Annotated in this window: 17 protein-coding genes and 1 other RNA gene; 14 read left to right on the top strand and 4 right to left on the bottom strand. The window is 72.3% G+C overall.

Features of this window, described 5'->3' with window-relative positions:
* Positions 1-84: 84 nt before the first annotated feature.
* Positions 85-2,268, bottom strand: coding sequence for a PQQ-binding-like beta-propeller repeat protein (locus ABD086_RS11105; protein ID WP_343907593.1), 2,184 nt, complete (start codon positions 2,266-2,268; stop codon positions 85-87).
* 90 nt (positions 2,269-2,358) lie between these two features.
* Here ABD086_RS11105 and ABD086_RS11100 point away from each other — a divergent pair, with 90 nt between their 5' ends.
* Positions 2,359-2,814 carry a CAP domain-containing protein gene (locus tag ABD086_RS11100; RefSeq protein WP_343907592.1) on the top strand — a complete coding sequence of 152 codons (456 nt, stop codon included), beginning with the start codon at positions 2,359-2,361 and terminating at the stop codon, positions 2,812-2,814.
* Between the two features lie 25 nt (positions 2,815-2,839).
* Here ABD086_RS11100 and ABD086_RS11095 read toward each other — a convergent pair whose 3' ends face one another.
* The gene (locus ABD086_RS11095; protein WP_343907591.1) at positions 2,840-3,010 is read right to left on the bottom strand and encodes a hypothetical protein; all 171 of its coding nucleotides are present in this window, start codon (positions 3,008-3,010) and stop codon (positions 2,840-2,842) included.
* Positions 3,011-3,109: 99 nt separating this feature from the next.
* Here ABD086_RS11095 and ABD086_RS11090 point away from each other — a divergent pair, with 99 nt between their 5' ends.
* Genes ABD086_RS11090 through ABD086_RS11075 form a run of 4 tightly spaced genes read left to right on the top strand, consistent with a single transcriptional unit; the run spans position 3,110 to position 7,919 of the window.
* Positions 3,110-5,020, top strand: coding sequence for a PAS domain S-box protein (locus ABD086_RS11090; protein WP_343907590.1), 1,911 nt, complete (start codon positions 3,110-3,112; stop codon positions 5,018-5,020).
* 9 nt (positions 5,021-5,029) lie between these two features.
* Positions 5,030-5,785 (top strand): response regulator, encoded by a 756-nt coding sequence (locus ABD086_RS11085; protein WP_343907589.1) that lies wholly within the window; start codon positions 5,030-5,032, stop codon positions 5,783-5,785.
* Between the two features lie 35 nt (positions 5,786-5,820).
* Complete coding sequence (prfB, locus tag ABD086_RS11080; protein ID WP_343907588.1) at positions 5,821-6,939, top strand: peptide chain release factor 2; 1,119 nt, start codon at positions 5,821-5,823, stop codon at positions 6,937-6,939.
* A 32-nt stretch (positions 6,940-6,971) separates the two neighbouring features.
* Complete coding sequence (locus ABD086_RS11075; RefSeq protein WP_343907587.1) at positions 6,972-7,919, top strand: oxygenase MpaB family protein; 948 nt, start codon at positions 6,972-6,974, stop codon at positions 7,917-7,919.
* On the opposite strand, the gene ABD086_RS11070 is transcribed toward ABD086_RS11075, so the two are convergent.
* Positions 7,818-8,423 (bottom strand): hypothetical protein, encoded by a 606-nt coding sequence (locus ABD086_RS11070; RefSeq protein ID WP_343907586.1) that lies wholly within the window; start codon positions 8,421-8,423, stop codon positions 7,818-7,820. The two genes, ABD086_RS11075 and ABD086_RS11070, sit on opposite strands and share 102 nt — an antisense overlap.
* 62 nt (positions 8,424-8,485) lie before the next feature.
* On the opposite strand from ABD086_RS11070, the gene ftsE reads away from it, so the two are divergent.
* The 9 genes from ftsE (at position 8,486) to ABD086_RS11025 (ending at position 16,250) form a co-directional block, all read left to right on the top strand.
* On the top strand, positions 8,486-9,175 hold the full coding sequence (ftsE, locus tag ABD086_RS11065; RefSeq protein WP_343907585.1) for a cell division ATP-binding protein FtsE: 690 nt from the start codon (positions 8,486-8,488) through the stop codon (positions 9,173-9,175).
* A 39-nt stretch (positions 9,176-9,214) separates the two neighbouring features.
* A complete protein-coding gene (gene ftsX / locus ABD086_RS11060) occupies positions 9,215-10,126 on the top strand; it encodes a permease-like cell division protein FtsX (RefSeq protein ID WP_343907584.1) in 912 nt (303 codons plus the stop codon).
* A 53-nt stretch (positions 10,127-10,179) separates the two neighbouring features.
* Positions 10,180-11,448 (top strand): peptidoglycan DD-metalloendopeptidase family protein, encoded by a 1,269-nt coding sequence (locus ABD086_RS11055; RefSeq protein WP_343907583.1) that lies wholly within the window; start codon positions 10,180-10,182, stop codon positions 11,446-11,448.
* Positions 11,449-11,587: 139 nt separating this feature from the next.
* Entirely contained in the window at positions 11,588-12,067 is a 480-nt protein-coding gene (gene smpB / locus ABD086_RS11050; RefSeq protein ID WP_343907582.1) for an SsrA-binding protein SmpB, read from the top strand.
* On the top strand, positions 12,060-12,956 hold the full coding sequence (locus ABD086_RS11045; RefSeq protein WP_343907581.1) for an amidohydrolase family protein: 897 nt from the start codon (positions 12,060-12,062) through the stop codon (positions 12,954-12,956). The genes smpB and ABD086_RS11045 overlap by 8 nt, the downstream gene beginning before the upstream one ends.
* A 44-nt stretch (positions 12,957-13,000) precedes the next feature.
* Positions 13,001-13,633: a maleylpyruvate isomerase family mycothiol-dependent enzyme gene (locus tag ABD086_RS11040; protein WP_343907580.1), complete on the top strand. Its 633-nt coding sequence runs from the start codon at positions 13,001-13,003 to the stop codon at positions 13,631-13,633.
* Between the two features lie 45 nt (positions 13,634-13,678).
* Positions 13,679-14,049: a transfer-messenger RNA gene (gene ssrA / locus ABD086_RS11035) on the top strand.
* A 240-nt stretch (positions 14,050-14,289) separates the two neighbouring features.
* On the top strand, positions 14,290-14,637 hold the full coding sequence (locus ABD086_RS11030; RefSeq protein ID WP_343907579.1) for a hypothetical protein: 348 nt from the start codon (positions 14,290-14,292) through the stop codon (positions 14,635-14,637).
* A gap of 296 nt (positions 14,638-14,933) precedes the next feature.
* Complete coding sequence (locus ABD086_RS11025) at positions 14,934-16,250, top strand: DUF2254 domain-containing protein (RefSeq protein WP_343907578.1); 1,317 nt, start codon at positions 14,934-14,936, stop codon at positions 16,248-16,250.
* A 13-nt stretch (positions 16,251-16,263) separates the two neighbouring features.
* Here the strand turns inward: ABD086_RS11025 and ABD086_RS11020 are convergent.
* Positions 16,264-17,264 (bottom strand): HNH endonuclease signature motif containing protein (locus tag ABD086_RS11020; protein ID WP_343907577.1); only part of this gene is annotated, 1,001 nt, incomplete at its 5' end.

The raw sequence follows: 17,264 nt of genomic DNA, 5'->3' as shown, positions 1-17,264 counted from the left end.
CAGTTGTCGACTCGATGCAACCGCCCGCGACCCGGGTTCGTCAGTGGCCAAGGTCCCGCCGGCAGCGGGCACGTCGGCCCGTGCTCAGTCCGCCACCCGCCCGACGTACCCCATGACGTTCCACGAGCTACCGGCGATGTTCACGCCGTAGAGCACCGTGCCGAAGTCCAGGCCGTCCCGGACCCGGACCACCGAGCTGATGTCGTCGGCGCGCCCGCCCGTCGGGTCGTCGACCACCTCGCCGGTGGCGGCGTCGAGGAACTCGTTGCGGAACCAGCCGACCCACAGCTTGTCGCCGACCGCGGAGAGCCGCAGCAGCACCCGGTTCGCCGCGAACGACGCCGGCCGGAACTGCTCGCTCTTGCCGGAGCGGGCGCTCATCCGGGTCAGGCCCGGGCGGTCGAAGTCGACGCCCTGGAAGACCCGGTGGAACAGCCCACTGGCGAAGATCGTGCGGCCCTGGACGGCGGCGTCGTACACCGGTCCGTCGATCTTCGGGTCGAAGTACGCGCGGCGAGCGCCGTCCCGGAACGAGAAGCGGACCATCGCGGTGTTGCGCGGGTAGCCCTCGGCCGTCGAGCGCTTGAAGCTGCCGACCGCGAGCAGGTCGCCGTCCACGCTGGTGAGGTAGGAGAGGTAGCCGCGCAGCGGCACCGGGAAGGCTCGCACCACCTTGCCGTGCGGGCCGTACACGACGATCCGGTTGCGCGGGAACTTCACGTCGTCCTCGAGCCGCTGCGCGACGACCAGGTGGTTGCCGACGGTCGTGAGGCCGGTCAGGTTCCGCACCCGGTGCGTCCGGCCGCGGTCGACCGCGCCGGTGTCGGGGTCGTAGGCCAGGACCCGGTCCGTGCTCGCGGTGAAGTACGGCGGGGCCGTCGCGTACCGGTCGTAGCCGTAGAAGTGGGTCTGGCCGGCGTAGAGCGCGTTCGGGGCGGCGACGAGGTCACCCCACCAGGGCAGCCGGGTGACGTGGAAGCCCGGCACCGGCTCCAGCGTGGTCGCGTCGAGCGCGGCGATGCCGTGCGTCGTCACCGGGTCCTCGAGGTAGAAGTGGCCGCCGACGTACGCCGCGTCGCCGCTCACGTCGACCGCGTTGACCTGGCGGTCCAGCGACGGGACGGCCACGTCGAGGCGCGCACCGGTCGCCGGGTCGAGCACGGCGAGGTTGCCCGCGGGCTCGCCGCCGGCCCGGGCGAAGGCGCCCCCCACCCAGAGCTGGCCGCCGTGCACGGCGAGGTCGAAGACCCCGCCGTTCGCCGACGGCCAGGTCCCCGTGCCGCCGGAGACCCGGGGGTCGAAGGCCGGGTCGGCGGCGCCGGTTGCCGGGTCGAGCGCGACCAGCCGGCCGGGCCGGCCGTCCACGGTGGCGTGGGAGCCGCCGGCGTACAGCGTGCCGCCGGTGGAGAGCAGGGTGTGGAAGCGGTACTCGCCCGTGTCGTCCGCCTGCACGTCGAAGGCCGGGTCGGTCGCGCCCGTGACCGGGTCCGCGGCGACCAGCCGGGCGCCGCCGACGTAGAGCCGGCCGCCCGCGAGGAGCAGCGCGCTCACCCCGTCGTCGGTCGGCGACACGAAGCCCGGGACCGTGGCGCCGGTGACCGGGTCGAACGCCTCGACGTGGTCGGTGCCGACGTAGACCCGGCCGGCGCCGGCCTCGAGCTCGGTGACCCGGGTGTCCTGGTCCGCCCGGAACGGCTGCGTCGAGCCGTCGGTGGCCGAGACCGCGCCGAGGTTGCCGCGGGTCGCCGCGCCCAGGTGGCCGAAGTCGCCGCCGACGTACAGCGTGTCGCCCTGGAGCGCCAGCGCGCTCACCAGGCCGTCGGTGGTGGCGTGGAAGTCCGGGTCGGCGGTGCCGTCGGCCAGCACGTGCTGGAGCCCGCCGCCGCGGCTGGTGGGGTGGTCGACGCCGAAGTCGCCGCCGACGTACCAGCCACCCTGGCCGTCGGGGACCGTCACCGACACCTGGCCGCTGGGCAGCACCGGCGCCGGCCGGTCCGCGCCGGTCGCGGTGTCGAGGACCCGCCCCGGCCCGGTGTACCGGCCGATCGTGGTGAAACCGCCGCGCGCGAAGACACGGTCGCCGCTGCTCACCACCTGGTCGACCCGGCCGTTCGCGACCACCGCGACCGCCGGCAGGTCACCGAAGTCGGGGTACGGCTCGACCGGGGCGGAGCGCTCGGCGGGCCGGAGGGCGGCGGCCCCGGAGGCGGCCAGACCGAGCGCCAGCGCGAGGGGCAGGGCGACGGCGAGGGGGCGTCGGGGGGACATGGCAGATGACCGTAGAAGCAGCGAAATCCGCCTGCGCGCGTTACGGTGAATCCTGGCCCTGACGTCTAGCCCATCCTCTCGGGAGGACCCATGACCAGCGCCCTTCGTTTCGGGGCGGCCGCGCTGACCGCGGCTCTGCTCGCCCTCTCGTGGGCCGTGCCGGCCCACGCGACCACCGTCTCGGACTACCAGCGAGACATCTTCTCGGCCACCAACCAGCAGCGCGAGCGCCACGACCTGGCGAAGTTCCGCCACCAGGCCTGCGTCCAGAAGTACGCCGTGCGCCAGGCGAAGCGGATGGCCCAGCAGGAGCGGATGTTCCACCAGGACCTCGGCGTCGTGCTGCGCCGCTGCCACCTGCACAAGGCCGGTGAGAACGTGGCCTACGGGTTCGACCTCGGCATCGCCGTGGTCCAGGTCGGCTGGATGCAGTCACCGCCGCACCGCGCCAACATCCTGGACCCCGCGTTCCGGCTGCTCGGCGCCGGAGCCCGCCGCGGCGACAACGGCGTCTGGTACGCCGCGCAGGTGTTCGGCCGGAAGTAGCCGGGCCCCGCCTCAGCGCACGGGCTCAGCGCACCGGGTCGAAGTACGGCGCCTGCTGCGGAGCGCCCTGCGTGGCGTGCGCCAGCTCCGAGACCGAGAACAGCGTCGCGGCCACCATCACGACGGCCACCAGCGCGCCCGCGATGCGGGCGCGGCGCCTCCGCAGCGCGGAGGTGGGGCGGACGTCGATGATCATGATCGAAACGGTTCCAGGTATTCGGACGATCCGCGGCGGAACGCTGCCTCAGCTTTGTGCGGTGCACAAACGTGCAAGAAGTGGGTAACGTTGCGCCGCGTGTCCGGGGGAGAGGGTGCTCGGGAGCCCGCGCTCCCGACGATCGTGATCGTCGACGACGCCGCCGAGGTGCGCTCGCTGGTGCGCACCCGCCTGCGGCTCTCGAGGAAGCTGCACGTCGTCGGCGAGGCCGCCGACGGCGTCGAGGCCATCGAGATGGCCCGGCAGCACCGGCCCGAGCTGATGCTGCTCGACGTCTCGATGCCGGTGATGGACGGGCTCGAGACGCTGCCCCGGGTGCTCGAGGCGTCGCCCGGCACCCGGGTGGTCATGTACAGCGGATTCCAGGAGCAGGGCCTCGCGCAGCGCGCGCTCGAGCTCGGCGCGTCGGTGTTCCTCGAGAAGTCCAGCTCGCTGGACACCCTCGCCGACGAGCTGGTCGCCGCGCTCAGCGCCGCCACGGCGCCGGTCGCCCCCGCGGTCGAGCCGGAGGAGCCGGACGAGGACGCGGACGCCGCGGTGCTGCGCGAGCACCTCGAGCGGTTCCGCGAGGTCTTCGACGACGCGGCGATCGGCATGGCGACCGTGACCCTGGCGGGCCAGGTCGTGCGTGCGAACGCCGCGCTCGCCGACCTCCTCGGCCGCCCGGTGGCCGAGCTGGTCGGCACGCCGTACGCCGCCTTCGTCGGCACGGCGGAGGGCCGGCTGGCGGCCGCCCTCCAGGAGATTCTCGACGGCACCAGCCGGGTCGTGCAGGTCGAGCACGAGGTGCCGCTCGGGAGCGTGCGCCGACAGGTGCTGGCGACCCTGGCACCGGTGCTCGACAGCGCGGGCCGGCCGCTCTACCTCTTCCTGCAGGTGCAGGACGTCACCGCGCAGCGGGCGGCCGAGGAGCAGCTGCGGCAGAGCGAGGCGAGGTTCCGGCTGATCGTCGAGGCGGTCGAGGACTACGCGATCTTCATGCTCTCGACCGACGGCGACGTGCAGAGCTGGAACGCGGGAGCGGAGCGGATCAACGGCTACGCCGAGGACGAGATCGTCGGCCGGCACTTCAGCACGTTCTACCCGCCCGAGGTCGTGGCCAGCGGCCACCCCGAGCGCGAGCTGGAGATCGCGCTCCGCGAGGGCCACTACGAGGAGGAGGGCGTCCGGGTCCGCAAGGACGGCACCCGGTTCTGGGCCAACGTCCTGATCACCGCGGTCCACGACCGCGACGGCCGGCACGTCGGGTTCGCGAAGGTCACCCGCGACAACACCGAGCGCCGCGAGATGCTCGAGATGCTCGAGCAGGCGGCCGAGGACCAGGCGCACTTCCTGGCGGTGACCGCGCACGAGCTGCGTACGCCGGTGGGCGTGCTCGCCGGCACCGCCGAGACCCTCCGCGAGCACTGGACGCAGCTCGACGACGCCGACCGGGACGGGCTCCTCGACGGGATGGTCAGCAGCGCCGCTCGGCTGCGCCGGCTGCTCACCGACCTGCTGACCGCGTCGCGGCTGCAGGCCAGTGCCCTGGAGATGTCCTCCGAGCCGGTCGACGTCCTCCGGCTCGCCGAGGCGGCGGTCGCGACCGCGCAGCGCATCCACCCGGCGGACGAGGTGCTCGTCGAGGGCGAGCCGGGCCTGGTCGTCGACGGCGACCCGGACCGGCTGGCGCAGGTGCTCGACAACCTGATCGGCAACGCGCTGCGACATGGCCGGCCGCCGGTCCGGGTGACGGTGCACCGGGTCGGGGACACCGTCGAGGTCGCCGTCGGCGACTCCGGCAGCGGCGTGCCCGAGGAGATGCGGGAGCGGCTGTTCGATCGGTTCGCGACCGGTCGTTCCCGCGGCGGCACCGGCCTGGGCCTGTTCATCGTGCGGCAGCTGGCGCGTTCCCATGCCGGTGACGCGGTCTACCTGCCGCCCGCGCCCGGCGAACCGGGGAGTGGACGGTTCGTGGTGTCGCTCCCGCTCGCCACCCCGAGCGTCTAGGCTTCGGCCGTGCCCATTCGCGTCCTCCTGGTGGACGACGTCGTCGAGGTACGCCGGCTGGTCCGCACCTCGCTCCGTTTCCGGGGCGGGTTCGAGGTCGTGGGCGAGGCCGCGGACGGTGCGGAAGCCGTCCGGCTGGCCGAGCAACTGCGTCCCGATGTCGTCGTGCTGGACCTCGGCCTGCCCGACATCGCCGGGCGCGAGGTCCTCAGCCGGGTGCGCGAGCACGCGCCGGCGTCCAAGGTCGTGGTGTTCTCCGGCCTGGAGACCGCCGACCGGGCGTGGATCCGGGAGAACTCCGCGGGCTACGTGCTCAAGGACTCCGACCTCGGGTACCTCGTCGACCTGCTGGAGTCGGTCGGGCGCCCCGAGGTCGCGCAGGCCGTCATCGACCTGCCCGACGACCTCAGCAGCGTCGCGGACGCGCGCCGGTTCGTGAAGGAGCAGCTCGCGGCGTGGGAGATCGGCGGACCGCTGGACGACGCGCTGCTGGTGGTCAGCGAGCTCGCCGCGAACGCGCTCACGCACGCGCGGTCGTCGTACCGGCTCCGGATCTCCGCGACGGCGATGGTGCTGCGGATCGAGGTCGACGACGCGGGCGCCGGCACGCCGGAGCCGCAGCCGCTCACCGACACCGAGGAGCACGGCCGCGGGCTGCACCTGGTCGACGCGCTGGCTGCCTCGTGGGGCATGGAGGCCGCCGAGACCGGCGGGAAGCGGGTCTGGGCCGAGCTGATGCTGCCGGCGTCCGCCGCTGCCGAGTAGGCCCCGCTGCCGTCGCGCCCGTACTCTTGCTCCTTGTGGCAGGACCGGACTTCGACGCAGAGATCAAGCAGCTCCAGGCGACCATGCGCACCATCGAGCAGGTGCTCGACGTCGACGCGATGCGCACGGAGATCGCCGACCTCGGCGAGCAGGTCGCCGCGCCCGACCTCTGGGACGACCAGGAGAACGCCGCCCGCGTGACCGGGCGGCTGTCGGCGCTGCAGGGCGAGCTGGACCGCTTCAGCGACCTCAACGGCCGCGTCGACGACCTGGCGATCATGGTCGAGATGGCGCAGGAGGAGGGCGACGCGGACGCGCTCGCCGACGCCGAGGCCGAGCTGGGCCGGCTGAAGAAGTCGGTCGAGGCGCTCGAGGTCCGCACGCTGCTCTCCGGCGAGTACGACGCCCGCGAGGCCATCATCACGATCCGCTCCGGTGCCGGCGGCGTCGACGCCGCGGACTTCGCCGAGATGCTGATGCGGATGTACACGCGCTGGGCCGAGCAGCACAAGTACCCCGTCGAGGTCTACGACGTCTCCTACGCCGAGGAGGCCGGCATCAAGTCGGCCGAGTTCGCGATCCACGCGCCGTACGCCTACGGCACGCTCTCCGTGGAGGCGGGCACGCACCGGCTGGTCCGGATCAGCCCCTTCGACAACCAGGGCCGCCGCCAGACGTCGTTCGCCGCCGTCGAGGTGGTGCCGGTGCTCGAGCAGACCGACGAGATCGAGATCGACGAGAACGACATCCGCACCGACGTCTTCCGTTCCGGCGGGCCCGGCGGCCAGTCCGTCAACACCACCGACTCCGCGGTCCGGCTGACGCACCTCCCGACCGGCATCGTGGTCAGCTGCCAGAACGAGAAGTCGCAGCTGCAGAACAAGGCCTCGGCGATGGTGGTCCTCAAGGCCAAGCTGCTCGCGAAGAAGAAGGCCGAGGAGGCCGCGCTCCGGAAGGACCTCGCGGGCGACGTGCGGGGCGAGTGGGGCGACCAGATGCGCAACTACGTGCTGAACCCGTACCAGATGGTCAAGGACCTGCGCACCGGCTTCGAGGTCGGCAACCCGCAGAGCGTCCTGGACGGCGAGATCGACGACTTCATCGAGGCCGGCATCCGGTGGCGCCGCGGCGCGGAGAAGGCCGCGGCCAACTGACGATCATCGGCAACCTGTTCTAGGTTGCCTCCATGAGGCGCGACCACTGGAAGCGGCGCAACGACCGGCTCGACCCGGCGACGGACTTCGTCGAGATCTACCGGAACGTCGTGATGCACGAGTTCCCGTGGGACATGAACCAGGCGTTGAGCTTCGCGCTGTTCCGCACCTACGCCGTGCCTGGCATCGGCAACCTGCTCGACCGCACCGGGGAGTTCACCGGGAACGTCCAGAAGCGGTACGACGACACCGCGCTGCTGCTCGAGCCGCCGACCCGCCTCGGCTTCGAGCACCCGGAGTCGAGGACCGCGATCCGCCGGATCAACGCGATGCACCGCGCCTACGACATCCCGAACGACCAGTTCGCCTACGTGCTGAGCACCTTCGTGGTCGTCCCGAAGCGCTGGCTCGACGACTACGGCAAGCGGCCGTTGACCCCGCACGAGGTCGAGGCGAGCGTGCAGTACTACCGCACGCTCGGGCGGCACATGAACATCAAGGACGTCCCGGAGACCTACGCGGGCTTCGAGCGGCTGATGGACTCCTACGAGGCCGAGCACTTCGCGTACGACGAGGGTGCGCGCCGGGTCGCCGACAGCACGCTGGCGCTGATGCGCACCTTCTACGCCAGGCCGCTGCGCCGGCCGGCCGGGATCTTCGCCAAGGCGCTCATGGACGCGCCGCTGCGCGAGGCGTTCCGGTACGACGCCCCGCCGGCGATCGTGCAGCGGGCCAGCCGCGCCGGGCTCCGGGCCCGCGGCCTGGTGCTGCGGGCCTTCCCGGCGCGGCGCGACCCCAAGCGGATCGAGGACATCTCCTGGATCCGCAGCTACCCGAACGGCTACGTCCTCGCGCAGCTCGGCACGTTCCCCGACGGCTCAGCCCGCGGCGGCCTGGGCGACGCTGACGCACCACCGGCCGGTGCGCTCGACGGCGTCGCCGGCGGCGGGCCCGCCGGAGTCACCGGCGAGGGTCACTGAGCAGGACAGCCAGGCGTCCCCGAACAGCCCGTGGAACGCCGTCGTGCCGTCGGCGCAGCGGACCGCGACCGACCGGCTGCCGAACCGGGGCGCGTCGGGCACCGCCCGGCAGCCGTCCGCCGTCGCGGCCGCACGCCGGTACCGGCCGGCCTGTCCCGGCGTGACCGGGGGAGCGAACACCCAGCCCTCGGCCGTCGTGCCGTCCGCGGCCGACCAGCGGCAGCCGTACTCGTGCGCCACGTCGGTCCCACCGTCCGCGAGCCGCGCGCGCTCGCCGTTCGCCCAGGTGTCGGCGGAGCCGGACTCGCCGCCGAGGGCGTCCTCGACCGCGGCGGGCGCGACCCGGGAGCAGAAGTCCGACCGGGCGACGGTGAGCGTGTCCGTGGCGAACTCCGCCAGCGGCGTCGGCGCCGCCGACGTGGGCGCGGGACCGGGCTCGGAACCGCCCGAGCAGGCCGTGGCCGCGAGCGCCAGGGCGGCCACCGCGACACCGATCCGTGACATGCGTCCCAACCTAGACGGCGGCATCACGGAACTCTCAGGCGGCTCGTCTACGCTCGACTTCCGTGATCCGCTTCGAGAAGGTGACCAAGACCTACCCGGGTCAGGGGCACAACGCCCTGGACCAGGTGTCGGTCGACGTGGAGAAGGGTGAGTTCGTCTTCCTCGTCGGTTCGTCGGGGTCCGGGAAGTCGACCTTCCTCCGGCTGGTGCTGCGCGAGTACCGCGCCACCTCGGGGCGCGTCTACGTGGCCGGCAAGGAGATCAACCGGCTGGCCAGCTGGAAGGTCCCGCGGCTGCGCCGCCAGATCGGCACCGTGTTCCAGGACTTCCGGCTGCTGCCGAACAAGACCGTGAGCGAGAACGTCGCGTTCGCGCTGCAGGTCATCGGCCGCTCGCGGTCGGAGATCAGCACCCTCGTCCCCGAGACGCTCGAGCTGGTCGGCCTCGAGGGCAAGGGCGACCGGATGCCCGACGAGCTGTCCGGCGGTGAGCAGCAGCGGGTGGCGATCGCCCGCGCGTTCGTGAACCGCCCGATGATCCTGATCGCGGACGAGCCGACCGGCAACCTCGACCCGACCACGTCGGTCGGGATCATGAAGCTGCTGGACCGGATCAACCGGACCGGCACCACGGTCCTGATGGCCACCCACGACGCCGGGATCGTCGACCAGATGCGCAAGCGCGTCATCGAGCTCGACGACGGCCGGGTCGTGCGCGACCAGGCCCAGGGCATCTACGGCTTCCAGCACTGACCCGAGCACGACCGAACGACGAAGAGGACCTCCACCTTCATGCAGCTTCGCTACGTCTTCTCCGAGCTCGGCCAGGGCCTGCGCCGCAACCTGTCGATGCACCTCGCGGTGATCCTGACGCTGTTCGTGTCGCTGACCCTCGTCGGCCTCGGCGTCCTCCTCAACACCCAGGCCGACCGGGCCGCCCAGCAGTGGGGCTCCGAGCTCCAGATCACGGCGTTCCTCTGCAAGGCCCGCGACGACAACCCGGCGTGCACCAGTGAGGTCACCGACGCGCAGAAGGAGCGGATCGCCAAGGTCGTCGAGGAGAACCCCGAGGTCGCCGACTACCGGTTCGAGACCAAGGAGGAGGCCTTCGCGAAGATCAAGGAGCTCCTCGGTGCCGACAAGTTCGAGGGGGCGAACCCCGCCGCGACCGCCGACGACATGCCGGAGTCCATCTGGATCACGCTCAAGGATCCCGACCAGTACCAGGGCATCGAGAGCGCGATCGTCGGGCTGGACGGCGTCAGCACCGTCCGCGACCAGCGGCAGGTGGTCGGCCCGGTCCTGCAGGGCCTCGACGTGATGCAGAAGGGGGCGCTGCTGATCGCGGCGTTCCTGGTCCTCGCGGCGCTGCTGCTGGTGGCCAACACGATCCGGCTGGCGGCGTTCGCGCGGCGCCGCGAGATCGGCATCATGCGCCTGGTCGGCGCCTCCTCGCTCTACATCACCCTGCCGTTCCTCATGGAGGCGCTGGTGACCGCGGCCATCTCGGTGGCGATCGCGGTGGGGGCGCTCGGGGCGTTCATGTGGTTCGGCGTGCACGGCCGCCTGGAGGACCTGGTCGGGTTCATCCCGTGGATCGGCCTGGACGAGTTCTGGGTCGCGGCGGTGGTCGTGGCGATCCTCGGCCCGGTCCTGACCCTGCTTCCGACACTCGTGTTGACGCGCAAATACCTCAAAGTCTGATCCGCGCGCGTTACCGTCGACGCGTTCTCTTCCCCGAACACGAAGGCAGACCGGTGCGTCTCTTCCCCCGTGCCGCACGCCCTCGCCTGGCGGCAGCCACCGTGGCCTGCTCGCTGGCGGTGGGTGGGCTCGCCGTCCCCCTCGCGAACGCGGGTCCCAGGAAACCCCACGACCTCAAGCACCAGCAGCAGCAGGCCCAGGCCCAGGTCAAGCACGCCCAGCACGACCTCGACGAGTCGAGCAGCCGGCTGCGCGCCGCCCAGGCCGCCGTCGACACGGCGGTCCGCGAGCTGTCGGTGGCCCGCGGCGAGCTGCAGGCGGCCAGCGCCCGGTTGCAGGCCGCCGAGATCCGCGACCGCGAGATGCAGCAGCAGCTCGAGGCCGCCGAGGAGAGGCTGGCCCGCGCGCAGTCGGACCTCGCGGCCGGCCAGACCGCGCTCGCCGACCAGCGGTTCAAGCTCACCGACACGGTCACCGACATCTACGAGCAGGGCGACCCCCAGCTGCTGGCCTTCATGAGCCTGCTGAAGTCGCAGTCCACGAGCGACCTCACCCGGCAGGAGGCGCTGAACGACGCGATCGTCGGCCGCGAGGCCCGCGCGTACGACGACCTGCACGCCGCCGAGGTGCTCCTCCAGGTCCGCGAGAACCAGGTGCAGGAGGCCCGCGACGAGGTCGAGGTGCAGCGCCAGGCCGCCGCCGACCACCTGGTCACGATGGAGCGGCTGCACCAGGACGCCGCCGACGCCCGCGACAAGGTGGCCGTGCTGGTCGAGACCCGGCGCGACCGGCGCGCCGACGCGATCGCCGCCCGCCAGGCCGACCTGAAGGACCTGCAGGAGGCCAAGCGCCGCGAGAACCATGTCAAGCAGCTGATCCTCGCGGCGGCCCGGCGGGCGCGGGGCGGCTACAACGGCCCGACGAACGGGCTGTTCATCCGGCCGGTGCCGGGCTACGTGACCTCGCCGTTCGGCTACCGGATCCACCCGATCTACCACTACTGGGGCCTGCACGACGGCACCGACTTCGGCGTCTCCTGCGGCGAGCCGATGCGCGCGATCGCCGGCGGCACCGTGATCGCCCGCTACTGGTCCGACGTCTACGGCAACCGCCTGTACCTCAACCTCGGCCAGATCAACGGCAAGAACGTCACCGCCGTCTACAACCACGCCACGTCGTACCGCGTCGGCGTCGGCCAGCACGTCGACCAGGGCGACGTCGTCGGGTACGTCGGCTCGACCGGCTGGTCCACCGGCTGCCACCTGCACTTCTCGATCCTGGTGAACGGCACCGCCGTCGACCCCATGAACTGGCTGCCCTAGCGGGGACGCGCCAGCGGACCCGCTGATGGTGGTCGAGCGAGCCGCGCGGCCGAGGAAGGAGGCCGCGACCGGCGTGTCGAGACCCGGTGACCCGACGTACCTCCTGAAATGGTTTCTCCTCCCCTGAGAGGATGGTGGGATGGCCAAGGAACAGGGGCGCAAGCTCGTCGCGCAGAACAAGAAGGCGCGGCACGACTACCACATCGAGGACACCTACGAGGCCGGCCTGGTCCTCCAGGGCACCGAGGTGAAGTCGCTGCGCCTGGGCCGCGCGTCGCTCGTCGACGGGTTCGTGGACATCGACAACCACGAGGCCTGGCTGCACGGCGTGCACATCCCCGAGTACTCCCAGGGCACCTGGACCAACCACTCCGCCCGGCGCAAGCGCAAGCTGCTGCTCAACCGCGAGGAGATCGACAAGATCGAGAAGCGGGTCAACGAGAAGGGCCTGACCGTCGTCCCGCTGCAGCTGTACTTCAAGGACGGCCGGGCGAAGGTCGAGATCGCGCTCGCCAAGGGCAAGAAGTCGTGGGACAAGCGGCACGCGATCGCCGAGCGCACCGCCAAGCGGGAGACCGAGGTCGCGGTCGGCCGGCGCCTGAAGGGCATGCGTGACTGACGCGCACCCCGACGTCGCCGCTGTCCGGGGGTTCTGGGAAGGACTCGGCCTGCCCGGGCTGTTCGACACGCACGTGCACTTCCTGCCGCCGAACATCCAACGCGCGGTCTACGCCCAGTTCGACGCGGCCGGCCCGAAGATCGGGCGCGCGTGGCCGATCCGCTACCGGCAGGACCACGCGGAGCGGGTGGAGATCCTCCGCGCGATGGGGGTCCGCCGCTTCCCGACCCTGCCGTACGCGCACAAGCCGGGCATCGCTGTGTACCTCAACGACTGGGCGGCGGGCTTCGCGCGCGACGTGCCGGAGTCGCTGTGGTCGGGGACGTTCTTCCCCGAGGAGTCGGCGGCGGCGTACGTCGGGGAGCTGGTCGCCGCCGGTGTCGAGGTGTTCAAGGTGCACCTGCAGGTGGGCGAGTTCCACCTCGACGACCCGCTGCTCGACGGGGTGTGGGGGCTGCTCGAGGACGCCGGGACGCCGGTCGTCGTGCACGCCGGGTCGGGTCCGGTCGGCAACGACTTCACCGGCCCGGGCTCGACGGAGCGGCTGCTGCGGCGCTTTCCTCGCCTGACGCTGCTGATCGCGCACATGGGCGCGCCCGAGTGTGCGGAGTTCCTCGACCTCGCCGAGCGCTTCGAGCGCGTGCACCTGGACACGACCATGGTGTTCACCGACTTCTTCCCGCCGTACCCGGGTGAGCTGGTGCCGCGGCTGCGCGACCTGGGTCAGCAGGGGAGCGGGAAGGTGCTGCTGGGCAGCGACTTCCCGACCATCCCGTACCCCTACGCCCACCAGCTCGAGGGCCTGGCCCGGCTCGACCTCGGGGACGACTGGCTGCGCGCGGTGTGCTGGGAGAACGGGCTGCGGCTGTTCGGCCCGGCCCGGGGCTGACCTTCGGTCCCGCTGACCCGCGGGGTAGTGGCGATACTGGGCGCGTGGACCCCTGGAGCCAGATCGCGGCCGAGCGTCGCTCCCTCGCGGACCTGCTCGACACGCTGAGGCCCGAGCAGTGGGCGACGCCGAGCCTGTGCGGGGCGTGGTCGGTGAAGGAGGTCGCCGTGCACCTGAGCGCCGGCCCGGCCGTCCCGGGCCGGACGTTCCTCAAGGCGATCGTCGCGGCCCGGGGGCGCTTCGACCGGGCCAACGAGCTGGTCGTGCGGTGGCGCTCGGACGTCGGGCCGGAGCAGGTCACCGGGTGGCTCCGCCAGTACGCCGAGGACCGGTTCACGCCGCCGACGATGGACTGGCACGCCCCGTTCAGCGAGCTGCGGATCCACACCCAGGACATGGTCGTGCCGCTCGGCCTGGACGCCGGGGTCCCGCTCGAGCCCTGGCGCGACGTCCTGGAGTTCCTGGTCTCGCGGGCGGCGCGGCGGGGCTTCGTCCCGCGGGGCCGGCCCGACCTCGCGGTCACCGCGACCGACCTGGGCTGGTCGCACGGGTCCGGCCCCGCCGTCGCCGGGCCAGCGGCGGCGCTCGCCCTGGCGCTGGCCGGCCGCGGCGCCCTGGCCGACCGGCTCGAGGGCCCCGGCGTACCCGCCCTGCGGGCGTGGTGCGGGAATCCCTGATGCCCGCCCGGTGTTGGACCCGTAGACTGAACGCACAACTCAAGAGGGGCTGATCGGTTTCGACTTGGGACGTTAGTTCCAGGGGAAGCGGGTCGAGGAGCCAGCGTCATCTCGTAAACGATCGCTGGGAACCAATAACTGCCAACGCTAAGCGCAGTTCCTTCGCTCTCGCCGCCTGAGCGGTGATCGAAGCGTCAGACCGGGTATCCGTCTCCGACCCGGACCCTGGCGTCATCTAGGAGACTTGCTGCTCACTCCGCGTCACGGAGGGTGAGCGGGACTATTCCGTGACTGAGCCTGTCGGGGACGTGTCCGTGCGAGCCCCGAGGCCGAGAAAAGCGACATCACGGACTGCACCCGGAGAAGACCTGGTTCGACGCTCGAGGACCGGGGTTCGATTCCCCGCAGCTCCACTCGCAAGAGACGCCCCCGGCGGCAGCGCACAGCGCTGCCGCCGGGGGCGTTCGAGCGTGTGAACCGAGTCAGCGATCGCGGATCTGCGTCTGCGGGCAGGGTCGACACTGTGAGATCCCGGGCCCGCGTGCATGGTGCGCTACAGTTTCCGGCGCGACCGCGGCCAACCGTCGTGGAACTCGCCCTCTAGAGACCGGACGTGGGACAGCCATGTCCGGATCACAACAGGAGAGTGGGTTCTAGTGAACGACGACGATGCCATGGAGCGGCCGCGACGCGCGCTGTCCATCAGGTCGCAGGCAGTGCTGAAACGGCTCGATGCCGCCGTGACTCATGCCGCGAAGGCACGCCATGTCAGGGCTCTTGAGCAGTGGGCAGCCGAGCAGGACGTCGATGCCCCCTATCCGGCGCTCGCCGAGGCGGTAGCCGAGGCTCGGTTCGAGCACGAGGTTCTCCTTCGGGCCCTCGGCCCCTGGGCCGCGCTGGAGGAAGACCCGATCGGCGTCCTGTCCGCCGAAGAAGGGCGACGCCGAGCGGCCGAATGGCGGCGGCGCCTCGCCAGGTCGGACGACAGCGATGACTGGTACTAGCCTTCACCCCGCGGTCGCGGCCGAGTGTCTGGTTGGGGCGTCTCCCGAGGCGCCCCAACCGGGCTCGTCGGTATCCACAACGCCGTCTCGGCTTCCTGCGCCGCGCCGGGCTTCTGGCGCCGCCGAGGCCGAGTAGGGCGTTCTGCCGATGGCGCCACACGGTCGGCGCCGGTCTGATGGGAGGACCTGGCGCTCGCCAGGTCGCCGGGTCGCGCGTCCGCATCCGTGCGCACGGAGGGGAGAACATGAGCCAGCATGAGTCGACCGTCGGCGGGGGGGCCGGGGGCCCTCGGCGGATGAGCATCCTCCGGCTCCAGCGCTTCGTCCGCTCGAGCATGTGGCTGCTGCCGGTCGGCTGCCTGATCGTGGGTGTCCTCCTCGCCGTCGCCACGCTCGCCGTGGACCGGGCGACGGGCTACGGGCTCGTCCCGCAGAGCGTGACCGGGACGCCGGCCGACGCCCAGACGATCCTGTCCTCGTTCGCCACCGCGCTGGTGTCGCTGACGTCCCTCGTCCTGACGGTCACCCTGGTCGCGGTCCAGCTCGCGATGGGCCAGTTCTCGCCCCGCATCGTGGGGGCGCTGCTCGCCGACCGGTGGAGCCAGCTCGCGGTCGGGTTGTTCGGCGCGAGCTTCCTGGTCGTCGTGCTGACCCTCCGCGAGATCCGCGGCTCCACCTCCGGCACGGTGCCCGGACTGGCGATGCTCCTGTGCTACTCCCTGATGCTCGCCAGTCTCGTCGTGCTCGTCCTGTTCGTGCACCACGCCGGCCAGGGCCTGCGCGCCGCTGGGCTGATCGACCTGGTCGGCGACCGCAGCCACGAGTTCATCGTCCGCGAGCACGGAGACCAGCCCGTCCTCACCGGCGGCCCCGACGCGATCGTCGCCGAGGAGCCCGGCAACGTGATCCGCGTCGACCGCCCGGCCCTCGTCGCCGTGGCCCGAGAGGCGGACTGCGTCCTGGAGCTGGTGCCCGTTGTCGGGGACTTCGTGGTCGGCGGCGCGCCCCTGTTCCGGGTGCATCCGACGACCCGGTCCACGGCGAGCACGGCCGGGAACCCTGCCGGCCGGATCCGGGCCAGCGATCTCACCCGTCATGTCCTGCTCGCCTCGGAGCGCGTGCACACCGAGGACCTGGCCTATGGCTTCCGCAAGCTGGTCGACGTCGCCGTGCGGTCGATCGCCCAGCCGTTCAACGACCCCACGACGACGGTCCAGGCGCTGCACCGGCTGCACGACCTGCTCCGTCAGATCGCCCCTCGCCCCCTGCTGAGCGGTGAGCACCGCGACGGGGACGGCGTGGTGCGCCTGGTCGAGCGGACCGTCAGCTGGGACGGCTACGTCCGGCTGGCCTTCGACGAGATCCGCCTGGCCGGGGCATCGGAGCCGCAGGTGACCCGGAAGCTGTGCGCGGCCCTGGCCGACCTCAAGTCCGTCGCACCGCCCGACCGGCAGGGGCCGCTGGACCGCCAGCTCCGGCTGCTGAGCTCGGCGGTCCGACGCTGCTACGAGGACGAGGAGGACGTCGTCGCGGCGCTCACGCCGGACACCGAGGGCATCGGGTCGGGCGCCGACGTCACCGTCGCACCCGCTCTCGGGCTCCCTCCTGGGTGAGGACGGATAGCCCTCACGTCCGCCTGGTGAAGCGGACGCTGCCGTCGGGCATCCGGTCGGTGCGGTGGCGGGTGTCGTGGGCGCGGTGGTGGTGGAAGGAGCAGAGCAGGACGCCGTCGGCGAGGTCGGTGTGGCCGCCTGTGGCCCAGGGGTGGCCGGCGTGGTGGGCTTCGCACCAGGGGGCGGGGATGTCGCAGCCGTCGGCGGCACAGACCGGGTAGCGGATCGCGAGGGCTTTGCGTTGGGCGGGTGAGAACAGCCGCCGGGTGCGGCCGAGGTCGAGGACGGTGCTCTTCCCGTCGAGGACCGCGGGCAGGATCGAGGCGGTGCAGGCCAGCCGTCGGGCGTGGGCGGCGGTGATGGGCTCGTCGGCGAGGTGGGCGACGCCGAGCTGGTTGCGGAGCTGGTCGAGGCCGACGGTGATGATCACGGTGGTGGCGTCGCCGCCGTGCAGGGGCAGCCGCTGGGGGTCGATGGCTTCGAGGAACGCGGCGAACGCGGCGCCGAGGCGCTGGTCGTAGGGGCGGCGGTCCTCGACCGGCCCGGCACTGTCTGGCTGGTCGTCTGCGCGGCGGGGTGAGGTGTAGGCGTGCAGGTAGGTCAGGAACCGGTCGGCGGTGGCGTGGTCGGTGCGGATGTGCAGGTCGGTGGTGCCGTCGCCGCGGCGCCGGACCCGGACGAACACGTTGTCCGCGGCGTGGGCCTCCTCCTGGGCCAGCAGCCGTCCCTCGATGTCCTCGGCGACCTGGGGGGCGACGACCTCGAGGACCCGGCGGCCCAGGATCCGCAGCTGCCGGGGCCCGAACCGGGCGGCCTCGGTCACCAGCCGCTCCTCGGCCGCCGCCCGGGTCTGGTCGTTCACCTCGGCCGGGAGCGCGTCCACGGCGCGGACCACGACCTCGGCCTGGGCGAGGTTGAGGTCCCCGGAACGCAGCGCGCCCCCGACGGCCGGGTGCTGGGCCAGGGCCCGGCCGAGCCGCAGCCGGCGGCGGCACTCGCCGCGGTCGCGGCGGC

This window comes from Nocardioides aquiterrae, from assembly GCF_039526625.1.
GTDB lineage: Bacteria > Actinomycetota > Actinomycetes > Propionibacteriales > Nocardioidaceae > Nocardioides > Nocardioides aquiterrae.
Note: the sequence above shows the minus strand (reverse complement) of the source record. Positions and strands in the feature narration are given on the sequence as shown.

Bases quoted from the DNA above. Each gene is read 5' to 3' on its own strand.
- ABD086_RS11105 (WP_343907593.1), bottom strand. From the start codon at position 2,268: ATGTCCCCCCGACGCCCCCTCGCCGTCGCCCTGCCCCTCGCGCTGGCG.
- ABD086_RS11100 (WP_343907592.1), top strand. From the start codon at position 2,359: ATGACCAGCGCCCTTCGTTTCGGGGCGGCCGCGCTGACCGCGGCTCTG.
- ABD086_RS11095 (WP_343907591.1), bottom strand. From the start codon at position 3,010: ATGATCATCGACGTCCGCCCCACCTCCGCGCTGCGGAGGCGCCGCGCC.
- ABD086_RS11075 (WP_343907587.1), top strand. From the start codon at position 6,972: ATGAGGCGCGACCACTGGAAGCGGCGCAACGACCGGCTCGACCCGGCG.
- ABD086_RS11070 (WP_343907586.1), bottom strand. From the start codon at position 8,423: ATGTCACGGATCGGTGTCGCGGTGGCCGCCCTGGCGCTCGCGGCCACG.
- ftsX (WP_343907584.1), top strand. From the start codon at position 9,215: ATGCAGCTTCGCTACGTCTTCTCCGAGCTCGGCCAGGGCCTGCGCCGC.
- smpB (WP_343907582.1), top strand. From the start codon at position 11,588: ATGGCCAAGGAACAGGGGCGCAAGCTCGTCGCGCAGAACAAGAAGGCG.
- ABD086_RS11025 (WP_343907578.1), top strand. From the start codon at position 14,934: ATGAGCATCCTCCGGCTCCAGCGCTTCGTCCGCTCGAGCATGTGGCTG.